We start from the raw sequence: 16,726 nt of genomic DNA on the forward strand, positions 1-16,726 counted from the left end.
TCTTCTCCGTCCTTCCGTCTGGGATTCGTGAATAACCAGCTACACAATTACCTTACTTAAATGTCTGTGACAGATCGGCAGGTTGACTACCACTCTCTGCCTTGTCTTTCTTTGTATTTGAACTGGCAATCCGCTGCTGCAAATGCTCATAGAACAAATCCTCATCGATCGGCAGATCTACCCAGTTATCCGTCCAGGTTGACAGCAGCATAGCATTAGACAAAGTCAAACCATGGATACCCTCTTCACCGGGAGCAATAAGCGGAGTCCCGTTCAGGATGGCATCGATCCAGTTGCGAATCAGGCCAGGATGACCGGTTTCCACACCCGTAATTGGCACCTCGCATTTCCAGCATTCTGGCTGTCCAAATCCTCCGGTAAATCTCTGATTGAATTCAGGTTCGGGTTCACGAAGACGCCAGAAGGTCAACTGACCATCTTCAATGACAATTTTGCCTCGATCCCCATTGACTTCAAATCGGTTGGTGCCTGGTGCTTCACCCGTTGTGGTCACGAATACACCTGTTGCTCCATTTTCATACTCGACATATGCCGTTACATCATCTTCCACTTCAATGTTCCGGTATTTGCCGAATGAACAGAAGGCACGCATACGCACCGGCATCATGCCGATGGTCCATTGCCACAAGTCCAGTTGATGAGGGTCCTGGTTGATCAGGACACCGCCCCCTTCACCAGCCCACGTTGCCCGCCAGCCGCCTGAATCATAATAGCTCTGAGAGCGATACCAGTTCGTAATAATCCAGTTGGTGCGACGTATCTCACCCAGTTCTCCCGAGGCAATCAGATCTTTTAGTTTGATATATAAAGGGTTGGTTCGCTGGTTATACATCATGGAAAACACTTTGCCGCTGGCAGCCGCCGCTTCATTCATCTTGCGTACCTGTTTGGTGTATACACCGGCAGGTTTCTCGATCATGACATGCAGGCCATACTGAAAAGCCTGAATGGCCTTTTCGGGATGGTCATAATGCGGAGTTGCTATAATTACCGCATCAATCGTCCCTGATGACAACATCTGCTCCGCATCCTGCCAATAAGTGACTGAAGCCGGAAGGTTGCTGGATACCCAGCTCTCCATTTCTTGTCTCACATCACACACAGCCACCAGTTCTGCACCAGGTACTTCTCCTGCTACCAACGTTCTGGCATGGGCTGCACCCATATTCCCAATTCCAATGACGGCTACTCGAACCAAACTCATACCTGTACCTCCTCTTCCACACGACGTTCAATTTCGGCAAAAACATCTGCAAAATGCTGTAACATAACCTTCGATTCCAAGACTCCGCTAAAATCCTCAATCCCGTAATATCCATCATATCCAACGGATTTGAGGTCACGGAATACTTGCAACCAGTTCACCACGCCTTCAGTCAAGGGGGCCCACTGACAATGCCAGTTTGATGTTAGCGAGATTTCTGTATTTTGTTCATTCACACTGGAATTCGAATTCATGTTAGATGCATCCTTGAACCAGGCCGCATTCTTCACATGCACATGTGCCAGATAAGGTCCCAGTAATTCCAGTCCCATACGATGGTTCTCATATCCTTCATGGACCATGTTACCTGGATCGTACAATACTCCTACATGCTGTGAATCCAGCGATTGCACGAGCCGATAAGCCAGTGATGCAGTGGGGGCAATCGTTTGGTGATGGGTCTCTACTACAGCTTTTACCTTATACTGTTGGGCCATCTCTTGAACCTCATTCAGATAATGCACAGCTTGTTTGTATAATTCAGGATAGCTGGTTTTGCGATCATAACCAGGAACTCCAACACGCATCATGGATGCTCCTAAGGCTTGTGCCGTTTGAAATGCTTGCTCCGTGGCAAGCAGATCTCCACAGCTCAGATATGGCACCAATGCAATCGACTGTCTGCCATGCTTTTTTGCCGCTTCACGAAATGCAGGTACCTGTTCCTCCCATTGATCCGGATCTATCGAGCAACGATTATGTCTCCAATAAGAAGGTTCTTCGGACAAAGCATCCGCCGGTATTCCACGATATCTCCATTCGATCCCTTCAATGCCTGCTGCGGCTGCAGCAGAAGCCAATTCTTCTGCGGTCAAGTCCGGTGTGGCAACAGTGAATACAGACAATTTCATCAACATTCATCTCCTTATGTAAACGTATTCAATTTATTGTTGTAAACGCATTGTATCATTCATACGAATGCCTCCATAGGGGGGAACGAGAAGAGATGAATGACAGATAAACAGCAGACCATATTCCCCATTCAGAGATAACTTGCAAGTTCCCTTTTGAATGCATACATAGCAAAAAGCACCCCGAATAACAGAAGATCCTTCTGATTCGAGATGCCTGGTTTGCAACTTCTATTTTACATCATAAAAAACATGTTCCGCCTGCAACTTCCCTAAATGTGTCTTCATGATACCAAAAGAATATTGGGGCTGAAAGCGCCGATCCGTAGGAGAGCCCGGATTAAATATCAGCACATCATTGACCGTATGCATCACTGGAATGTGCGAATGTCCAAAAATTACAGCATCCACCTGCTGTCCTGCAAAAGTGTGGATCGCATTCTGCTCTGTAGACTTCGATCCCAGATGACCATGTACAAGACCAAGACGTAAACCGTCCGCTTCAACGATGCGGGAGAACCCGAGTTTTTGACCTATTTCAGGCGGATCCGTATTACCGGCAACACCTTCAACGGGTGCATAAGCGCTAAGCAGCTTGTGTACACTCCAGTCCGACCAATCCCCCGCATGGAGAATCAGATCAGCATCTGATAGCGCCTCAACCAAGGGATCGGGTAATTTACGTGCTCTTCGAGGTAAATGAGTGTCCGAGATGACAATAATTTTCATAGTACAGCACACCTTCCCTTTCCCTTACATTACGCTTTATTCGGCATGTGTTGGAAGAACTTCAAGTTGGGAACAGGAACGCTCCATATCTTCAAGGGTAATGGATGCGAAAAACTGTTCCACCTTTGCTTCGGCAACCTGATACAAATTGGTCAGAAGGCTATCAATACGAAGGCCAACATCACAATTCGGATTACAGTTACCGTGAATCGGAAACAATGGGCCTTCATCCTTGGCAGCCTGATAGATCATGGCTAATGTGATTTCGCTTGACGGCTTGGCGAGGTAAAATCCTCTTGTTCCCGGTGAGGAGTCCACAAGTCCTGCCTTTTTCAATCCGCCGAGAATACGTCTGACCACAACAGGGTTGGTATTCACACTACCTGCAATCAGTGCCGAAGTGATTCGTTCAGGCGCGCTGAAAGACAACAACAACAAACAATGCACACTGACCGAAAAATGAGTACTCATGATTAACCACCTTTTATTTGAGCATTATAATGCTGATTTTATATCATCCCAGATGTGTAGACTTACTCGGAAAACAGGTCCTGTTCAGGGCGTGCCCGGATTTTTAATTGCCGAACGCTGTACTCCAATTGCTTCACAATATCATCCAGTTGTTTGCGATCAATCTTCGTTGGATCTTCCACTGGCTTTGCCGATGACTTCAGATCCCGAATCGTTAACTGCTGCTCTTGCCACTTGTCCATCAGATCCGCTATATTGGCATAGAAACGTTCGTAATCTTTAATAACCAAATCTAGATAGGCATCCACCTCATCCGGATCATAACCACGAAGTTTATAATTGAATTGTTTTTCATGAATCGATAAAGCGTCGAGCTGCACGCCCAATTGCTTGAACAATTGTCTTTGTTTGTCCAATCTTCGTTTCATATGCTCATCCATATTGACAACCCTCCATTATCAAACGCGCCGCGGTAAGCACAAGAAGATCTTCGATACCGCCGCATTTTCTCTCTATATTTTTTATAACACATTATCCGTCAGATATAAAATCGAACGACCCTCTTTACACATGAAACTGATTGCTTCTTATGAAATTCGGGTAAGGACTGACTACAACCCCATTGCGGGAAAGGAGCATGTCCTTATGAGTACATTAACCAAAGATCAACTTCAAGAGATGAAAAACGCTCTTTTGGAACAACGTGAAAACCTACAGCGTCATTTTGAATCCAGCATGGAAGACGGTGCTCCAGCCGAGTCCCTGAAAGATTCAACTGGCGAGCTGTCATCATACGATAATCACCCAGCAGATGCTGGTACGGAGACGTTTGAGCGAAGCCGTGACTTGGCGATAGATGATACGTTAACCGACGAGTTCAACCAGGTGAATGAAGCGTTGGAGCGAATCGAACAGGGAACGTATGGCTCATGTGTGACCTGTGGTAAGGATATTCCCTTTGAACGACTCGAAGCGATCCCTTACACAGCCTACTGTATCGATGATACGCCTAACCGCGAGTTAAGCAACGAACGGCCCGTTGAGGAGGAAGTCATGACGATGCCGCCAAGCGGTGCCGGTGAAGTAAGACAGCGCAATGCTGGCAAGTTCGATAACGCTGACGCCTGGGAAGCCGTCGAGGAATATGGCACATCGAACTCCCCCGCAACTGCAGCCAAACGTGACGTGAAAGATTATGATGAAAACATGTAGTTTATGAACGAATTAAGGTCGTTTACGCTTAGATAGGTACATGTCTTTCACCATGCCAAATTACGCATGAAAAAGCCGCCAATGGCGGCTTTTTTCTTGGTCCAGCATATCATCTTTACACAGACGGAACTTCAATAAAGCCGATGAATATGCTTCGGTTACTCTTCCGCCTGACCACCAGACGAGGATTCCTTCTGCTTTTTAGCAGGTCTTGACGTTTTGGCAGCGGACTTGCCCTTATCGGGTGAAGCTTTCTTTTTCAATTTCCCAGTGGTTCCCGAAGCAGGCTTATTCACCGTATCTTTGGATAGGGCACTGAATAAATGAAAGACCTCTTGGTCCGCATCATGCCTGTCTTTCGTTAAATAGGGTTCACACATCTTCGTAATGTTGTTGTACAACTGCTCTACTTCTTCCCGGCTAGCATACAACGTCATATCTGAGATAAACATACGGTCCCCGTTTTCCGCCTGATTCATGAATCGCCGACGGCTCTGCTCAAACATTTCATTTAACAATTTGAAGGTTTCGGAACGAAATACCTCCTTCAAAGGTGAATTCTCTTCATCTTCGTTACGGAGCTGGATTTCTCCCTTGAAGGGCTCATAATATTTGGCGATGATTCCATTAATTTCACGAGTGGATACGATGGTGAGCAGACCGATTTTCTCCAGTTTTTTCACATGATAATGTACCTTGGCTGGCACTTCGCCCATCTGGTCTGCGATCTCTTTAACCGTAGAGGGTCTACCCTGTTTATTAAACATATTCATGATCTGTATCCGATACGGATCGGAGTAGACCTTGATTTCTTCAATCGTTGAAAGTACTTTGCGCTGCATACCTGTATCCTCATTTCCGGGGTACCTGTTGCCCATCATGTGTATATTATACCGTCCGAACAGGGTTTCGGTCAAAACAGGCTGAAGATAACAGGCTTCCTGAAGCCTTTTTATAGAACGGTGCGGAAAGTCTTGCTCAGAAGTACCAAAGCGGCTGACATAGCAAGCAAAACACCAAACACGATAAACAGAATCGGCAATGCCACCCAATCGGCAAGGGCTCCTGAAACCAAGCTGCCTAATGGAGCAACACTCACAACGAGCATACTTTGAAGGGCATACACTCTGCCAAGCATATCGGAAGGCGTAACTTCCATCAGATAGGACGCAAGGGGTGTTGTAGCGAGTGGAATCCCCATGCCCATCATCAGACAAAAGGCAGCAGCAACAGGCAGCTGGTAGGACGTCATGTAAGCCGGGATTGCAGTCATGGCATAACTGAGCCCCAACATGACAATGCCGACGATGACCAGCACACTTTTACGGTAATTCGATCCTCGGTGAGACAGCCACAAGCCACTCAGTACCATGCCTGCCACAATCAGCCCACTGAGTAGACTTAACCCTCCTGCTCCGGCGTGCAACGTTTCAATGACATATGGCGTGCGAAGAACATTGAATGGCATCAGACAGAAGTTAACGAAGGCAAACAGAATGGAAACGATCAGTAACAACACATGTTTACGCATAAAATGAAAGGCTTCTGTCATTTCAGAAAAAATACTTTTTCTTGCTGGAGGAGAATCAGATGATTCTAATGTTTTATTTTCATTGTTAGATGATGTTTGAGTTTTCGGGTACCCCACACGGCTCATCAGGAGTGCACTTAAAGCAAACAAGCCCGCATCGATCAATATCGTCCATGTAATCCCTGCCGTTGCAATTAACGTTCCCGCCACTGCAAGTCCTGCGAGTTCTGCAACCCGGGTTGCAGATGAGGCCATGGCATTACCAGACAGCAGCATTGATTTGGGAAGTAATCGCGGTACACTGGATACCTCTGCGGGTGACGCGAAACATTCCAGAAGGGAATTCAAAATGGTGATGACGAACAGATGCCAGACTTGCAGCTCACCCAGACCAAACAATAGTGCTGTAATGCCAACAAATAATCCTCGACCAGTATTCGTGAGCACAATCACCTTTTTGGGCGACATGCGATCAACCAGTGCGCCGACAAACAGCCCCAGAAAGATACTCGGCAAAAAGTTAACAGCCAGCAGTGTTCCCATTAGCAGCTTTGAACCTGTAAGAATGTACACCATCCAGCTATAGGCAATGGAATCAATCGAATCGCCGAATCTGGATACTACCTTGCTCACCATAAACTGCACATATGGTTTAATCCGAATTAATTCCCCGATCCCTTGTTTGTGTGCGACTGTACCTTCGCTCATGATTACTCCGCCTCTCAACGTGAAAATATTTTTAATGTTTATTTTATTTTAACGTATGATATGCGAAAATCAACCCTTTCGTGAAAATATTTTTAACGTTGTATATCTCCCTATAAAATACAAAAAACAGACCGAAGGGTCTGTTCTCTTTGCACCAATATTTGCTGCTATGATTCGTAATTCATGTACTAGTCCTCCGTCTTGAATTGAAATCCAATACTCTCTTCATCCGCCTCCAGCATCAACTGGTACACCTTCTCTGCCTCACTACCCAGCCGTTCCTTGCTGATCTGGTAGTTCGTCCAGATTAATTCAAGCGGCAGCTCAATCATGCCTGTAAGGCAGTCCCACAAGGCGTCCAGATTTGCACCGTAAAAGTCTGGCAGTTCAAGCTTTTGCTTCAATAGCTCATGTAACTCTGTCGTGCTGTAAAAGTCCTCACCGTTAAGTACTACCCTCTTCATGTCTGTCTTGTCCTTCCTTATTTCAAGCGAGTAAAGGATGCATAGTGGTCTGTCGTTTTGTAAATCAAGCCGTCATTGGAGTACAGGATACGGTCAGAATTACGGAAACCGGAAGTGTAGTTGATATCCGCTTCACGCCAAGTGCGGCCACTCGCTGCTGGAAGCAAGCCTTCCCGGTTGCTAAATACGTCTCCACCGATACTTTTGCCTGGAGCGACCGTAGCGAGATTACCTTGCGACGATACCCAGCCTAGTGCCGTTGCCTGTGCTTTGGTAATGTAGTTACATGGCAGTTGTCCGTTAGCGCTGAGATAGTTGGCCACACCAGTAAACGTATTGATAATGGTACACGTTGCAGCTGAAGCCTTCTGTTGTCCAACCGGAGCGATCTGTGAACCTGTGAAGAAAACAATCGTTAACATAACCGCAAGCAGAGCTGAAGACAAAAACTTTTTCATAAATCCAGCCTCCCAATGACTCTAAAATGGATGAACGTTGCCACTATGTAAGTGATATGAGATGTGAATTCTGCCAGGATGTACGTTCTGCTAGATTATAGTGAACAAGCCATCTATTTACTATTTATATCACATCATTTTGGAGGAAATATCAAATTTAACCGTTATTATTGTAAAAATATATAAATATAACATTTAAATATAACAAAAGACTCACATCCCGCGGATGGAGTCTACCATTTCGATCATTTCTTATCATCTATCATGCTATCATGTTAGCTCTTGCTTTAATCTATAATTGCACCCGTTGACGGGTTCTTGCCGATTCCAGACATGCATCAATAACACGCATATTCTGAATGGTATTTTGCGGACTAAACGGTAACGCTTTTCCTTCAAGCACTGCGGCTGCAAAGGTCTCCACCTGCAAAACGTAGGAGTTGGACACCGATACACGTTCCTCACGGCTGACGGAATCGGTGTGCACGATAATCTGTGGTGGAATATCACTGTTCTCCCAGCCGAACACTTTGGGCAGTTCAATCCGACCATCGGTACCAAGTATCTCCATCTCGGCTCGTCCAGAAGCCCACATGCCGCAGTCAAACGTTAATGCTACTGAATTGGGAAACTCCACAAGTCCTGAGGCCATCATATCGACGCCATCATGTTCTTCCGAGAATAGTGCATGTACCGTTACCGCTTCCGGCTCCTGCCCCAGATACATGCGAGCTGCCGAGATAGGATATACGCCAAGATCAAATAATGATCCTCCGCCCATTTCCCTTTTGAACCTTACATTATCTTTATCGTCAGCAGTATTACAGGTGAAATTGCCATGGAGGGCTCTGACCGTACCAATCTCCCCACTGGCTATAATCTCTTGCACACGTCTATGCTTCGGATGGTATCGATACATAATGGCTTCTGCAAACAGTACGCCGTGCTGTTGACATACCTCAATCATTTCCGCCGCTTCCTCTGAATTCAGAGCAGCTGGTTTCTCACATAATACATGTTTTCCAGCCTGAGCAGCCTTAATTGTCCACTCCTTGTGCATGTGGTTCGGCAGAGGAATATACACAGCTTCAATATCCGGGTCCGCAATGAGTTCATCATAACTACCATACGCTCTGGCAATGTCGAGTTCATTCGCAAGGGCTTCCGCCTTCTCCTTGCTGCGGCTGGCAATCGCCAAGACTTCACCACGTTCGGATTGTTGAATCGCCGGAATGACTGCATTTTTCGCGATTGTAGATGTACCAAGTACACCCCACTGTAAGTGTCTGTCCATGCTTATCTTCCTTTCACTCCGTAATTGTCCTCTTCTGCCTTGTGTAACATGCCGAGACAACGATCGAGATCGGCTTTAACCTGTTTTTTATATAATTCAGCTTTCTCCGCACCATCATCCGTGAAGTGATATAAAACGATTTCCTGAAAATCGACTTTGGGATCACTGCCCTTCAGCTTCTTCGTACGATAAAAGACACCCTGTTGAACCAATTCATGCAGCGCCCGGTATATCTCGCTCTGGGGTGGTACATAACCGTAGGCTTTGAATTCCTGCTTCATTGCCTCCAGCATTTCATAGCCGTATCCCCTATGCTGTTCAACCATCGTAATCAGATACAGCTTAATAAATGCCCGCTGCGCAATCATAAAAGCCACGTTCATTCCCCTCCTGTCAGCTCTATATATCTAGTATTATAAAACTTATGTTCCCCTTCTGCCATCTTTATCCGTCTTTCTTCCTTTAGTCCATGGAAATTGGAAGGCAAGAAGGAGAAATGATGGATAGGCAGGAACGTAAGGTAGAGCGAGAATTTGGGTTTTCTATTATGAATTTTTCATGCAATGAAATTTTAAAATTTATTTCAAAAGTGTTCGTCGTGTTATTGGCGTCACTTTTTTTCAGGTTGTTGCCTTCATTTTTTTTGCCCTAAACTCACTGTTGTTCTGAATTTTTCATATGATGATGTATTCACCTGTTAATCAGGTTTGGACTTCGGTACGGTTCCCACAATCCACTTGCCCCAGCTTGCACGGGAGATGAGCCATGTGAGTACACAGGATAACGTAAGCGCAAGCAGCCAGGTGATGATCATGCGCACTACGGGGTTTAAACCCAATGCCACATAAAACTGTTCATCGGGAATGTAGCTGTAGCGCAACATCAGCATGTGCATCAGGTAGCCCCCGTATGAAACCCCGCCAATCCATGCCAGCAATCGTGTTACTCTGATATTGTGGAGCTTGCTAGCCAGCTGGTACATCACCATGATGGAAGCAATGAGGAATAAGATCATATCCGGCCGGATGAGACTAACGGTATAGAAGGTAATCTGTATACCCTCCGGCTTCTGGAACTCCTGCATTAACTTATATATAAACCGAAGACCAAGGACTATAAACACGGTCCAGTATCCCCAACGCAAACGTTGAATCCACTCATTCCAGCGTTGAACCGATAGCCCGGCTACCGCACCAAGCACAAAATAAAAAAAGAAATACAGAAAATTTCGATCGGCATAGGTTGTAAAGGCATCGGTCAGCACCGGGACATTCAACCATTCCATAAACCTGGCGATATTTCGCAATTGATCCGCGAGCACAAGGTACACCACACCGGAAATCAGAAAAGCTATTGTGCGCCCCTTCGCCTCATATCGGTTATAGACATAACGGATTGCTCGCAAAAACAGGGGAAACAACAGATAAAACTGAATAAGCATAATAATGTACCAAAAATGCGAGGTCGTTTTACCCGTGATTAATTTTAAACCAAGGTCAGGGATATCCTGCCAACCAAATCCGTTCCAGCCGCGAGGCGCGAGTGTGAAGTAGATCAGTGACCAGATCATATAGGGGACGATGACATCGGTTAAACGCTTTTGCATGAAACGTCCATAATGCAACTTGTCTCCTGTATTATAGAAAAGCACCATACCTGTGATGAAAATAAACAGGGGTACTGCAAATTTGGACAGCATTAGCAGGATCGCGAGCAATACGCCGTCTTCCAGTCCCGCTTCTGGGACCACGGAATAATGTGCTATGGAGTGCTGAAGGACGACCGCCGCAAAAGCAATTCCCCTCAGACTCTCAATTTCTGTAATTCGTTCTTTACGAGGCATAACAGACAGCCTCCTTTCTTGGTTTTGCCATGAAAACGACGTACAATGAAGCCATATATTGATGAACGGGGTGATTCACATCTCAGATACAGACCAAGACATAACTACCATTGACTCCAAATATGTACAACAGCATCTGGCTAACGAGCGGACCTTTTTGGCCTGGGTTCGTACCGGCATTGCCATGGTTGGGATCGGCTTTCTTGCAGCCGGCTTCGGCTTCAGTTCAACGGCCTATGATCGGATGGCCCATATCGCGGCAATCATCATTGGTATTACTTCCTTGGTCAGTGGTATTCTGATCATCCTGTGCTCTGCTTCCGCTTATCACCGAAAACGCAATCAGATTAATTCACAAACATTCCAGGCATCCACGAAATTGATTCGGTTCCTGACGCTGATGCTGCTGGTGATCGGACTGGCCCTGGCCGTATTACTGTATGTATTGTTATTCCCTGCCTGGCAGGTTTAACACCTGAACCTTGCTACAGCAGGAAGTTAAAACAGGGACAAAAGCCGGCTTCCTCTAAAGGAAACCGGCTGATGACCACCTGGTGGCTCACTTATGTCATTCCAGTTGAAGATTCCTGTCTTTACTGAACCGATTTATTATAGAAAAGTATTGTTGCCAAGTCGAGCGGCCTTATCCCGAGCTTCCAATCTTTGATTTTCCATATCGAGATCCGTGCGCTCAACCGTAACATCATCCCGATTGACATCGATTCTGTCTCGGTTCACATAACTGTTACTGCTAAACACGTCATAAACATCCGTGTCCCGATCCGTAGAGTCCACGAGTAGCAGGATTTTACCACTTTGCACGTATTCCTCATACTGTCTTGCATCCTCTTCCGGAATGCCGAGACCCACGAGTCCACCTACAAGTCCGCCTGCTCCTGCACCTACAGCTGCACCCGTAAAGGCTGCGGCAATAGGGCCTGCGGCCAGAATAGGACCGATGCCCGGAATCGCCAATGCGCCAATACCAGCGAGCAATCCAGCGACTCCACCTAGCACTCCGCCTGTTGCCGCACCTGCAGCTACACCTTCGGGCGCTTTTGTACCCGTCTCTTCGCGAATAGCTTTCAGTTCATCCCGATCCTGTGTAACTACCGAGATTTCATCTGAAGTAAACCCTTGCGCTTTCAGTCCCTCGATTGCGGATGATGCCTCACGTTCTGTATTAAACACACCTACGATTTTCTTCTGCATAGTGAATCCCTCCTCATCTAATTGAGTGGTTCGCTATGTTATTACCCGCCTTGTTTTCTTTCAAACCCTTCCACCGCAATATCAGAGCGCGTTCAGCCCAAATTTCAGACCAAAGTTGGAAAACACATTCTAGCTAAATTCGTGGTTTAGCCCGGTTAGTCGCTATCGCTTCGAGCGGATCATCCGGCCAATAATGTTTGGGATAACGACCTTTCAAGTCTTTCTTCACCTCAAAATAAGTCTCCCGCCAAAAGTTGGCCAGATCTCGTGTGACCTGTACAGGCCGCTGCGCCGGGGAAAGCAAATGTATGGTCAGTGGTACTCGACCACCACCAATACGCGGGGTCTCCTGCTGTCCAAACATCTCCTGCAGTCTCACCGCGAGCGTAGGATCTTCAGGTCGGCTATAGTCCACTGGAATACGTGAACCACTAGGCACCTGAATATGTGTAGGAGCTTCACGATCCAATTGCTGTCGCTGTTCCCAGCTCAGTCCGCCGAGCAGCACATCCTGCATCGACAATCTCTTGAGATCCGCAGCAGATCGCATACCTGTCAGAAAAGGGCTGAGATGTTCTGCCAGTTCTTCGGTCAGATGATCTTCGATGAGATCAGGCCATTCTGGCAAATGATGATGCAAAAAGCGCATCCTGTCCGCCAGCTGTCGCGATGATTTTGTCCAGGGCAGGCAATCCAGCCCTTCGATACGTATTCCTGAGAGTAATGCTTGGAGCACCTGATCTTCGGGTGGCTGTGCAATGCTACTTTCTTTCAATGTTATGGCTCCAATTTGCAGCCTTTTATGTGCCCGCACACTGCGCGTGTTTCGGTCCCAGGCCACTTGCACTTCTTCATGAAGCAGGTGTGGCCCCAGCTCCAGCAATCTCTTCTCCTGCACCGGCGCAGCCAGCAGGATGCACGCATCCGCGCCCTGGTCGTCGGCTTCGGCTGCGACCAGATAGGCTGAACGGCTCAGCGATTCTGTCGCTGCGAGCCGCACCCCACGGCCGCTGCTCAGCAAATAGCGGCCGTCCTCCCGGCGCTGCCCGATCCGGTCCGGATAAGCGAAGGACAGCAGGCATCCGCAGCTGTCCTCATCCGGCCGTACCGAATCGGCCGCCGGGCCGAGCGCCGAGCGCAGCTGGCGGCTCTCCAGGAGCATGCGCCGCACGGCAGCGACGTCTGCGACAGACGCTGCCGCTTGCGGCATACCGCTGCTGTCCGCAGTCAGCAGCGCTTCCACGCGCGGGCGCAGATCGGTGCCCGCGCCTGCACTGCCACTGCTGCGGAGGCCCGCAGGCTCCTGCAGCAGTGCCGCCAGCATGCTGGCGTAGCTGGCCAGCCCAAGCTCCGCCGCGCGGAGCAGCATGCTGGCCAGTCGCGGATGCACGCCAAGCGTGTTCATCCGCCGCCCGAAGGGCGTGATGCGGCCTGCTTCGTCCAGGCCGCCCAGCTGGCGCAGCAGCGCCTGTGCCTGGCCGTAGGCTGCGGCAGGCGGGGTGTCCAGCCACTGCAGCTCTGCAGGGGACTGGACACCCCAGGCGGCAAGCTCCAGCGCCAGCGGCGCAAGGTCCGCGGAGGCAATCTCCGGCTTTGCTGCCTCAGGCAGTGCGCCATGGGCCTCTTCGCTCCATAGCCGGTAACACACGCCCGGTGCAATCCGCCCTGCGCGCCCTCGCCGCTGATCGGCTGACGCCTTGGATACCGGCAGGGTAACGAGCCGACTCATGCCGGTCCGCGGCGAAAATACAGACGCACGGCTCAGCCCTGCGTCCACCACGACTTTGACTCCAGCCAAGGTAAGACTGGATTCGGCAATCGACGTGGACAGCACAACCTTCCGTTTACCTTCATCTGCGGGTCGCACAGCTTCATCCTGCCGTTCTACAGGCATGCTGCCATATAGAGCATGTACCTCAACATAAGCAGGAATCATACGGTTGGACAGCTCTCGCTCTGTGCGATGGATTTCTTTTGCACCCGGTAGGAAAACCAGCACATCCCCTTCCTGTTCTGCCAATGCCTTAACGACGGCCTCAGCCGTAAAAGTTTCGACCTGCTCGGATGCCGGTTTGGATACATATCGGGTATCCACCGGAAATGTTCGTCCAGGACAGTCAATCCATTGGGTCCCCTCACCAAGCAGCGTACAGACAGGAGCGGGGTCCAGTGTGGCCGACATCACCAGCAGTTTCAGATCTGGACGCAGCATGGCCCGGGATTCAAGCGCAAGCGCTAAACCAAGGTCACCATGTAGATGCCGCTCATGAAATTCATCAAAGATAATCATCGCCGTGTCTTCCAGGCCCTGGTCCTGTTGAAGCATCCGGGTCAATACACCCTCCGTCACCACTTCTATGCGAGTGGACTGACTTACACGCGTATCCATCCGCACCCGATGCCCTACGGTCTGTCCTGCTTTTTCACCTAGTGAAGCTGCCATTCGTGCAGCTGCCGAGCGAGCGGCGAGCCTGCGGGGCTCCAGCATAATGATTTTCCGTCCAGCAACCCATGGCTCCTCCAGCAGTGCGAGCGGGACTACGGTCGTTTTACCCGCACCTGGTTCCGCAATTAACACACCCGTATCCTTTTCCTGAAATAACTGCCTTAGCTCAGGAATAATCTGTTGTATCGGTAAATCCGTCTTCATCTCATCTCTCCTAATTAATGTTCCACGTGTCTATTCGAATGTTAGCATTATAACAAAAAAAGCCGTTCCAGAGGAACGACTTCATAGATACATCCATTTTCAACATTTTACATCCTTCCATTTAACTTGCCACGACGCTGATTGAAAGTCGCTCTAAGGATGGATACAAAATGCTCATTTAGCTCAGCAGAGATTCTGCACCGTCAATGACAATTTCCGCACCTGTAATGTGTCTGGACTCCGCAGAAGCCAGGAAAGCTACCAGATCAGCGACATGCTCTGGCTGACCCGGTCCGTCCGCAAGCGGTTGCTGGCCTTCCGGAAACTCCATCGGAATGACGATTTGATGCAACTCATCCGTTTTGACCGTACTTTGGTCAATATTTGTGGCAATCGCTCCAGGACAGATGACATTGACACGAATCTTGAACTTCGCCAATTCCAGCGCAGCCATCTTCGCAAAAGCAACCTGCCCCGCCTTAGATGTACTGTACGCCGACATGCCGAAGCTGGAGAAGCGCTGATTACCGTTAATGGAGCTCGTGATAATGATACTACCGCCACCACGTTTCTTCATATGAGGCAGTGCATACTTGACCGTAAAAAAAGTCCCGTTCAGATTGGTCGTAATAATCTGCTGCCAATCCTCAACCTGAATTTCCTCAATCGGTGCCGATACACCATTAATACCTGCGTTGGCAAAAACGATATCCAGACCGCCGAACAATTCAATGGTCTCCAGAACTGCTTTTTCCACCCGGGCAGGATCGGAAATATCTACATCGAATGCTCTTGCCGCACCTGCACGCAGCTTATTAATTTCGGCTTCCGTCTCCGAAATCCGATCATTAACCAGATCGAGCAGTGCAACATGTGCTCCCTCACTCGCCAGTTTGAGTGCTGCGGCTTTGCCAATCCCCGAACCAGCACCTGTAATAATGGCGACTTTGCCTTCGAATCTTGGTTTGCCGTTATGTTGTGTCATTATCCATTCCACTCCTTCTCGCTCAGTAATTATGTAAGAATGTACGTTCATGCAATATCTGTAAGTAGATTCTTCACAAGATTACCCAAAAAGAGTGTCTTTTAAATCAATACGGATAAGTTTTTTCGCAGTTGAGGCTCACCATTTTTAGTAGCATGATCAGATCATCCCGTAATGCTTCACCCGACCTTACCATTCCAGCTCAATGAAAGCGGCATCATCTTCAAGCCCACCGGTATGTCTGGCATCCAGCAGTACCTGGATGTGCTCATCTGGTATATAAGCCTGAATCGCATCCAGGTCATTCAGGCCATCCGTGTACAGTTGAAGACGAACTACTTCATTGGCAGACAGTTTAGCCTCATAGATATGCGGTTGGCCACCAACCGGACCCTCCAGTGTAGACCAACGTTCATTCGTACGGCAGTTCACCTGAAATGCTGCCGATTGTTCTTGACCGTTACGCCAGAGACGGATGCGGGAGTCCCCTTGCCAGGCTAGCCAAACTTTGCTTTTTCGATTGCCCGCCGAGAGCTCGATGCGTCCACACACATACATGGCCTGACTTCCCTTGCTCCGCTTCTCCATCAGCACTTCCCGCAGCAGTACAGGTGAATTTTCCAAAGGCTGCAACTTCTCCAGCTGTTCGGATGCCGGACCGGTCAAATCATGAAGCAGACGCTCCATAGTATCCAAAGAAGGATGCTGTGTCGTTTCCAGCCATTCCAACAAGGCGTTCCCCAGAAAGCGTGCAGCAAAATCACCAAGGTAACTCATGCCTACCCCATCACATAATACGAAAGTACATACATTACCATTCATGCGAACAGCAGCAAAATCCTGTCCGGTGTCTCCTTGATTAACAGTCTCCGCCGCTCTTCCATAACCGTACCTGCACTTGAAAGTACCTTGATATCGGGTCAACGGCTGTTCCCTGGTCTGGACACTCACATAGCGAAAGTTGCCCTGATAATGGTCCGCACGGCTTCCCTTATCTCCAGCAGACAATGTTGCCAAACGCATCGCTCTCATG

The 16,726-nt window shown here is 48.4% G+C and carries 17 protein-coding genes and 1 pseudogene; 2 read left to right on the top strand and 16 right to left on the bottom strand.

Annotation, left to right across the window (positions count from 1 at the left end):
- Positions 1 to 52 precede the first annotated feature (52 nt).
- The 5 genes from ACR1R9_RS15335 to ACR1R9_RS15355 form a co-directional block, all read right to left on the bottom strand.
- Entirely contained in the window at positions 53 to 1,225 is a 1,173-nt protein-coding gene (locus ACR1R9_RS15335; RefSeq protein WP_433923236.1) for a Gfo/Idh/MocA family protein, read from the bottom strand.
- Positions 1,222 to 2,136 (bottom strand): sugar phosphate isomerase/epimerase family protein, encoded by a 915-nt coding sequence (locus tag ACR1R9_RS15340; RefSeq protein ID WP_433923235.1) that lies wholly within the window; start codon positions 2,134 to 2,136, stop codon positions 1,222 to 1,224. Before ACR1R9_RS15340 ends, ACR1R9_RS15335 begins: the two co-directional genes overlap by 4 nt.
- A 231-nt stretch (positions 2,137 to 2,367) precedes the next feature.
- Positions 2,368 to 2,865 (bottom strand): metallophosphoesterase family protein, encoded by a 498-nt coding sequence (locus ACR1R9_RS15345; protein WP_433923234.1) that lies wholly within the window; start codon positions 2,863 to 2,865, stop codon positions 2,368 to 2,370.
- A gap of 36 nt (positions 2,866 to 2,901) precedes the next feature.
- Complete coding sequence (locus ACR1R9_RS15350) at positions 2,902 to 3,336, bottom strand: Rrf2 family transcriptional regulator (protein WP_076289587.1); 435 nt, start codon at positions 3,334 to 3,336, stop codon at positions 2,902 to 2,904.
- Positions 3,337 to 3,398: 62 nt separating this feature from the next.
- Positions 3,399 to 3,776 (bottom strand): DivIVA domain-containing protein, encoded by a 378-nt coding sequence (locus tag ACR1R9_RS15355; protein ID WP_024630343.1) that lies wholly within the window; start codon positions 3,774 to 3,776, stop codon positions 3,399 to 3,401.
- 205 nt (positions 3,777 to 3,981) lie between these two features.
- On the opposite strand from ACR1R9_RS15355, the gene ACR1R9_RS15360 reads away from it, so the two are divergent.
- Positions 3,982 to 4,548 carry a TraR/DksA C4-type zinc finger protein gene (locus ACR1R9_RS15360; protein WP_433923233.1) on the top strand — a complete coding sequence of 189 codons (567 nt, stop codon included), beginning with the start codon at positions 3,982 to 3,984 and terminating at the stop codon, positions 4,546 to 4,548.
- A 158-nt stretch (positions 4,549 to 4,706) separates the two neighbouring features.
- Here the strand turns inward: ACR1R9_RS15360 and ACR1R9_RS15365 are convergent, their stop codons facing one another.
- The 7 genes from ACR1R9_RS15365 to ACR1R9_RS15395 all read right to left on the bottom strand — a co-directional run bounded on the left by ACR1R9_RS15365 (position 4,707) and on the right by ACR1R9_RS15395 (position 10,846).
- Positions 4,707 to 5,390: an ArsR/SmtB family transcription factor gene (locus ACR1R9_RS15365; protein ID WP_433923232.1), complete on the bottom strand. Its 684-nt coding sequence runs from the start codon at positions 5,388 to 5,390 to the stop codon at positions 4,707 to 4,709.
- A 110-nt stretch (positions 5,391 to 5,500) separates the two neighbouring features.
- Entirely contained in the window at positions 5,501 to 6,787 is a 1,287-nt protein-coding gene (locus ACR1R9_RS15370) for an MFS transporter (protein ID WP_433923231.1), read from the bottom strand.
- Positions 6,788 to 6,975: 188 nt separating this feature from the next.
- Positions 6,976 to 7,251: a barstar family protein gene (locus tag ACR1R9_RS15375; RefSeq protein WP_099853184.1), complete on the bottom strand. Its 276-nt coding sequence runs from the start codon at positions 7,249 to 7,251 to the stop codon at positions 6,976 to 6,978.
- A gap of 17 nt (positions 7,252 to 7,268) precedes the next feature.
- Positions 7,269 to 7,709, bottom strand: a complete 441-nt coding sequence (locus tag ACR1R9_RS15380) for a ribonuclease (protein ID WP_076289582.1) — start codon at positions 7,707 to 7,709, stop codon at positions 7,269 to 7,271.
- A gap of 292 nt (positions 7,710 to 8,001) precedes the next feature.
- Complete coding sequence (locus ACR1R9_RS15385; protein ID WP_433923230.1) at positions 8,002 to 9,003, bottom strand: Gfo/Idh/MocA family protein; 1,002 nt, start codon at positions 9,001 to 9,003, stop codon at positions 8,002 to 8,004.
- 2 nt (positions 9,004 to 9,005) lie between these two features.
- Positions 9,006 to 9,380: a helix-turn-helix transcriptional regulator gene (locus ACR1R9_RS15390; RefSeq protein ID WP_063563231.1), complete on the bottom strand. Its 375-nt coding sequence runs from the start codon at positions 9,378 to 9,380 to the stop codon at positions 9,006 to 9,008.
- A gap of 320 nt (positions 9,381 to 9,700) precedes the next feature.
- Positions 9,701 to 10,846: an acyltransferase gene (locus ACR1R9_RS15395; RefSeq protein ID WP_433923229.1), complete on the bottom strand. Its 1,146-nt coding sequence runs from the start codon at positions 10,844 to 10,846 to the stop codon at positions 9,701 to 9,703.
- A gap of 70 nt (positions 10,847 to 10,916) precedes the next feature.
- On the opposite strand from ACR1R9_RS15395, the gene ACR1R9_RS15400 reads away from it, so the two are divergent.
- On the top strand, positions 10,917 to 11,318 hold the full coding sequence (locus ACR1R9_RS15400) for a YidH family protein (protein ID WP_433956374.1): 402 nt from the start codon (positions 10,917 to 10,919) through the stop codon (positions 11,316 to 11,318).
- Positions 11,319 to 11,848: 530 nt separating this feature from the next.
- On the opposite strand, the pseudogene ACR1R9_RS15405 reads toward ACR1R9_RS15400, so the two are convergent.
- The 4 genes and pseudogenes from ACR1R9_RS15405 to ACR1R9_RS15420 all read right to left on the bottom strand — a co-directional run.
- Positions 11,849 to 12,058 (bottom strand): annotated as a pseudogene (locus ACR1R9_RS15405) (general stress protein); the annotation flags it as partial.
- 133 nt (positions 12,059 to 12,191) lie between these two features.
- Positions 12,192 to 14,708 carry an ATP-dependent helicase HrpB gene (hrpB, locus tag ACR1R9_RS15410; protein WP_433948932.1) on the bottom strand — a complete coding sequence of 839 codons (2,517 nt, stop codon included), beginning with the start codon at positions 14,706 to 14,708 and terminating at the stop codon, positions 12,192 to 12,194.
- A 178-nt stretch (positions 14,709 to 14,886) separates the two neighbouring features.
- Positions 14,887 to 15,693 carry an SDR family oxidoreductase gene (locus ACR1R9_RS15415; RefSeq protein WP_433923226.1) on the bottom strand — a complete coding sequence of 269 codons (807 nt, stop codon included), beginning with the start codon at positions 15,691 to 15,693 and terminating at the stop codon, positions 14,887 to 14,889.
- Positions 15,694 to 15,882: 189 nt separating this feature from the next.
- A complete protein-coding gene (locus ACR1R9_RS15420; RefSeq protein ID WP_433923225.1) occupies positions 15,883 to 16,725 on the bottom strand; it encodes a protein phosphatase 2C domain-containing protein in 843 nt (280 codons plus the stop codon).
- Position 16,726: the final 1 nt, after the last annotated feature.

Source organism: Paenibacillus taichungensis (genome assembly GCF_050994985.1).
In the GTDB taxonomy this organism is placed as follows: Bacteria; Bacillota; Bacilli; order Paenibacillales; family Paenibacillaceae; genus Paenibacillus; species Paenibacillus taichungensis.

Bases quoted from the DNA above. Each gene is read 5' to 3' on its own strand.
- ACR1R9_RS15335 (WP_433923236.1), bottom strand. From the start codon at position 1,225: ATGAGTTTGGTTCGAGTAGCCGTCATTGGAATTGGGAATATGGGTGCA.
- ACR1R9_RS15340 (WP_433923235.1), bottom strand. From the start codon at position 2,136: ATGAAATTGTCTGTATTCACTGTTGCCACACCGGACTTGACCGCAGAA.
- ACR1R9_RS15345 (WP_433923234.1), bottom strand. From the start codon at position 2,865: ATGAAAATTATTGTCATCTCGGACACTCATTTACCTCGAAGAGCACGT.
- ACR1R9_RS15350 (WP_076289587.1), bottom strand. From the start codon at position 3,336: ATGAGTACTCATTTTTCGGTCAGTGTGCATTGTTTGTTGTTGTTGTCT.
- ACR1R9_RS15355 (WP_024630343.1), bottom strand. From the start codon at position 3,776: ATGGATGAGCATATGAAACGAAGATTGGACAAACAAAGACAATTGTTC.
- ACR1R9_RS15360 (WP_433923233.1), top strand. From the start codon at position 3,982: ATGAGTACATTAACCAAAGATCAACTTCAAGAGATGAAAAACGCTCTT.
- ACR1R9_RS15365 (WP_433923232.1), bottom strand. From the start codon at position 5,390: ATGCAGCGCAAAGTACTTTCAACGATTGAAGAAATCAAGGTCTACTCC.
- ACR1R9_RS15370 (WP_433923231.1), bottom strand. From the start codon at position 6,787: ATGAGCGAAGGTACAGTCGCACACAAACAAGGGATCGGGGAATTAATT.
- ACR1R9_RS15375 (WP_099853184.1), bottom strand. From the start codon at position 7,251: ATGAAGAGGGTAGTACTTAACGGTGAGGACTTTTACAGCACGACAGAG.
- ACR1R9_RS15380 (WP_076289582.1), bottom strand. From the start codon at position 7,709: ATGAAAAAGTTTTTGTCTTCAGCTCTGCTTGCGGTTATGTTAACGATT.
- ACR1R9_RS15385 (WP_433923230.1), bottom strand. From the start codon at position 9,003: ATGGACAGACACTTACAGTGGGGTGTACTTGGTACATCTACAATCGCG.
- ACR1R9_RS15395 (WP_433923229.1), bottom strand. From the start codon at position 10,846: ATGCCTCGTAAAGAACGAATTACAGAAATTGAGAGTCTGAGGGGAATT.
- hrpB (WP_433948932.1), bottom strand. From the start codon at position 14,708: ATGAAGACGGATTTACCGATACAACAGATTATTCCTGAGCTAAGGCAG.
- ACR1R9_RS15415 (WP_433923226.1), bottom strand. From the start codon at position 15,693: ATGACACAACATAACGGCAAACCAAGATTCGAAGGCAAAGTCGCCATT.
- ACR1R9_RS15420 (WP_433923225.1), bottom strand. From the start codon at position 16,725: ATGAGAGCGATGCGTTTGGCAACATTGTCTGCTGGAGATAAGGGAAGC.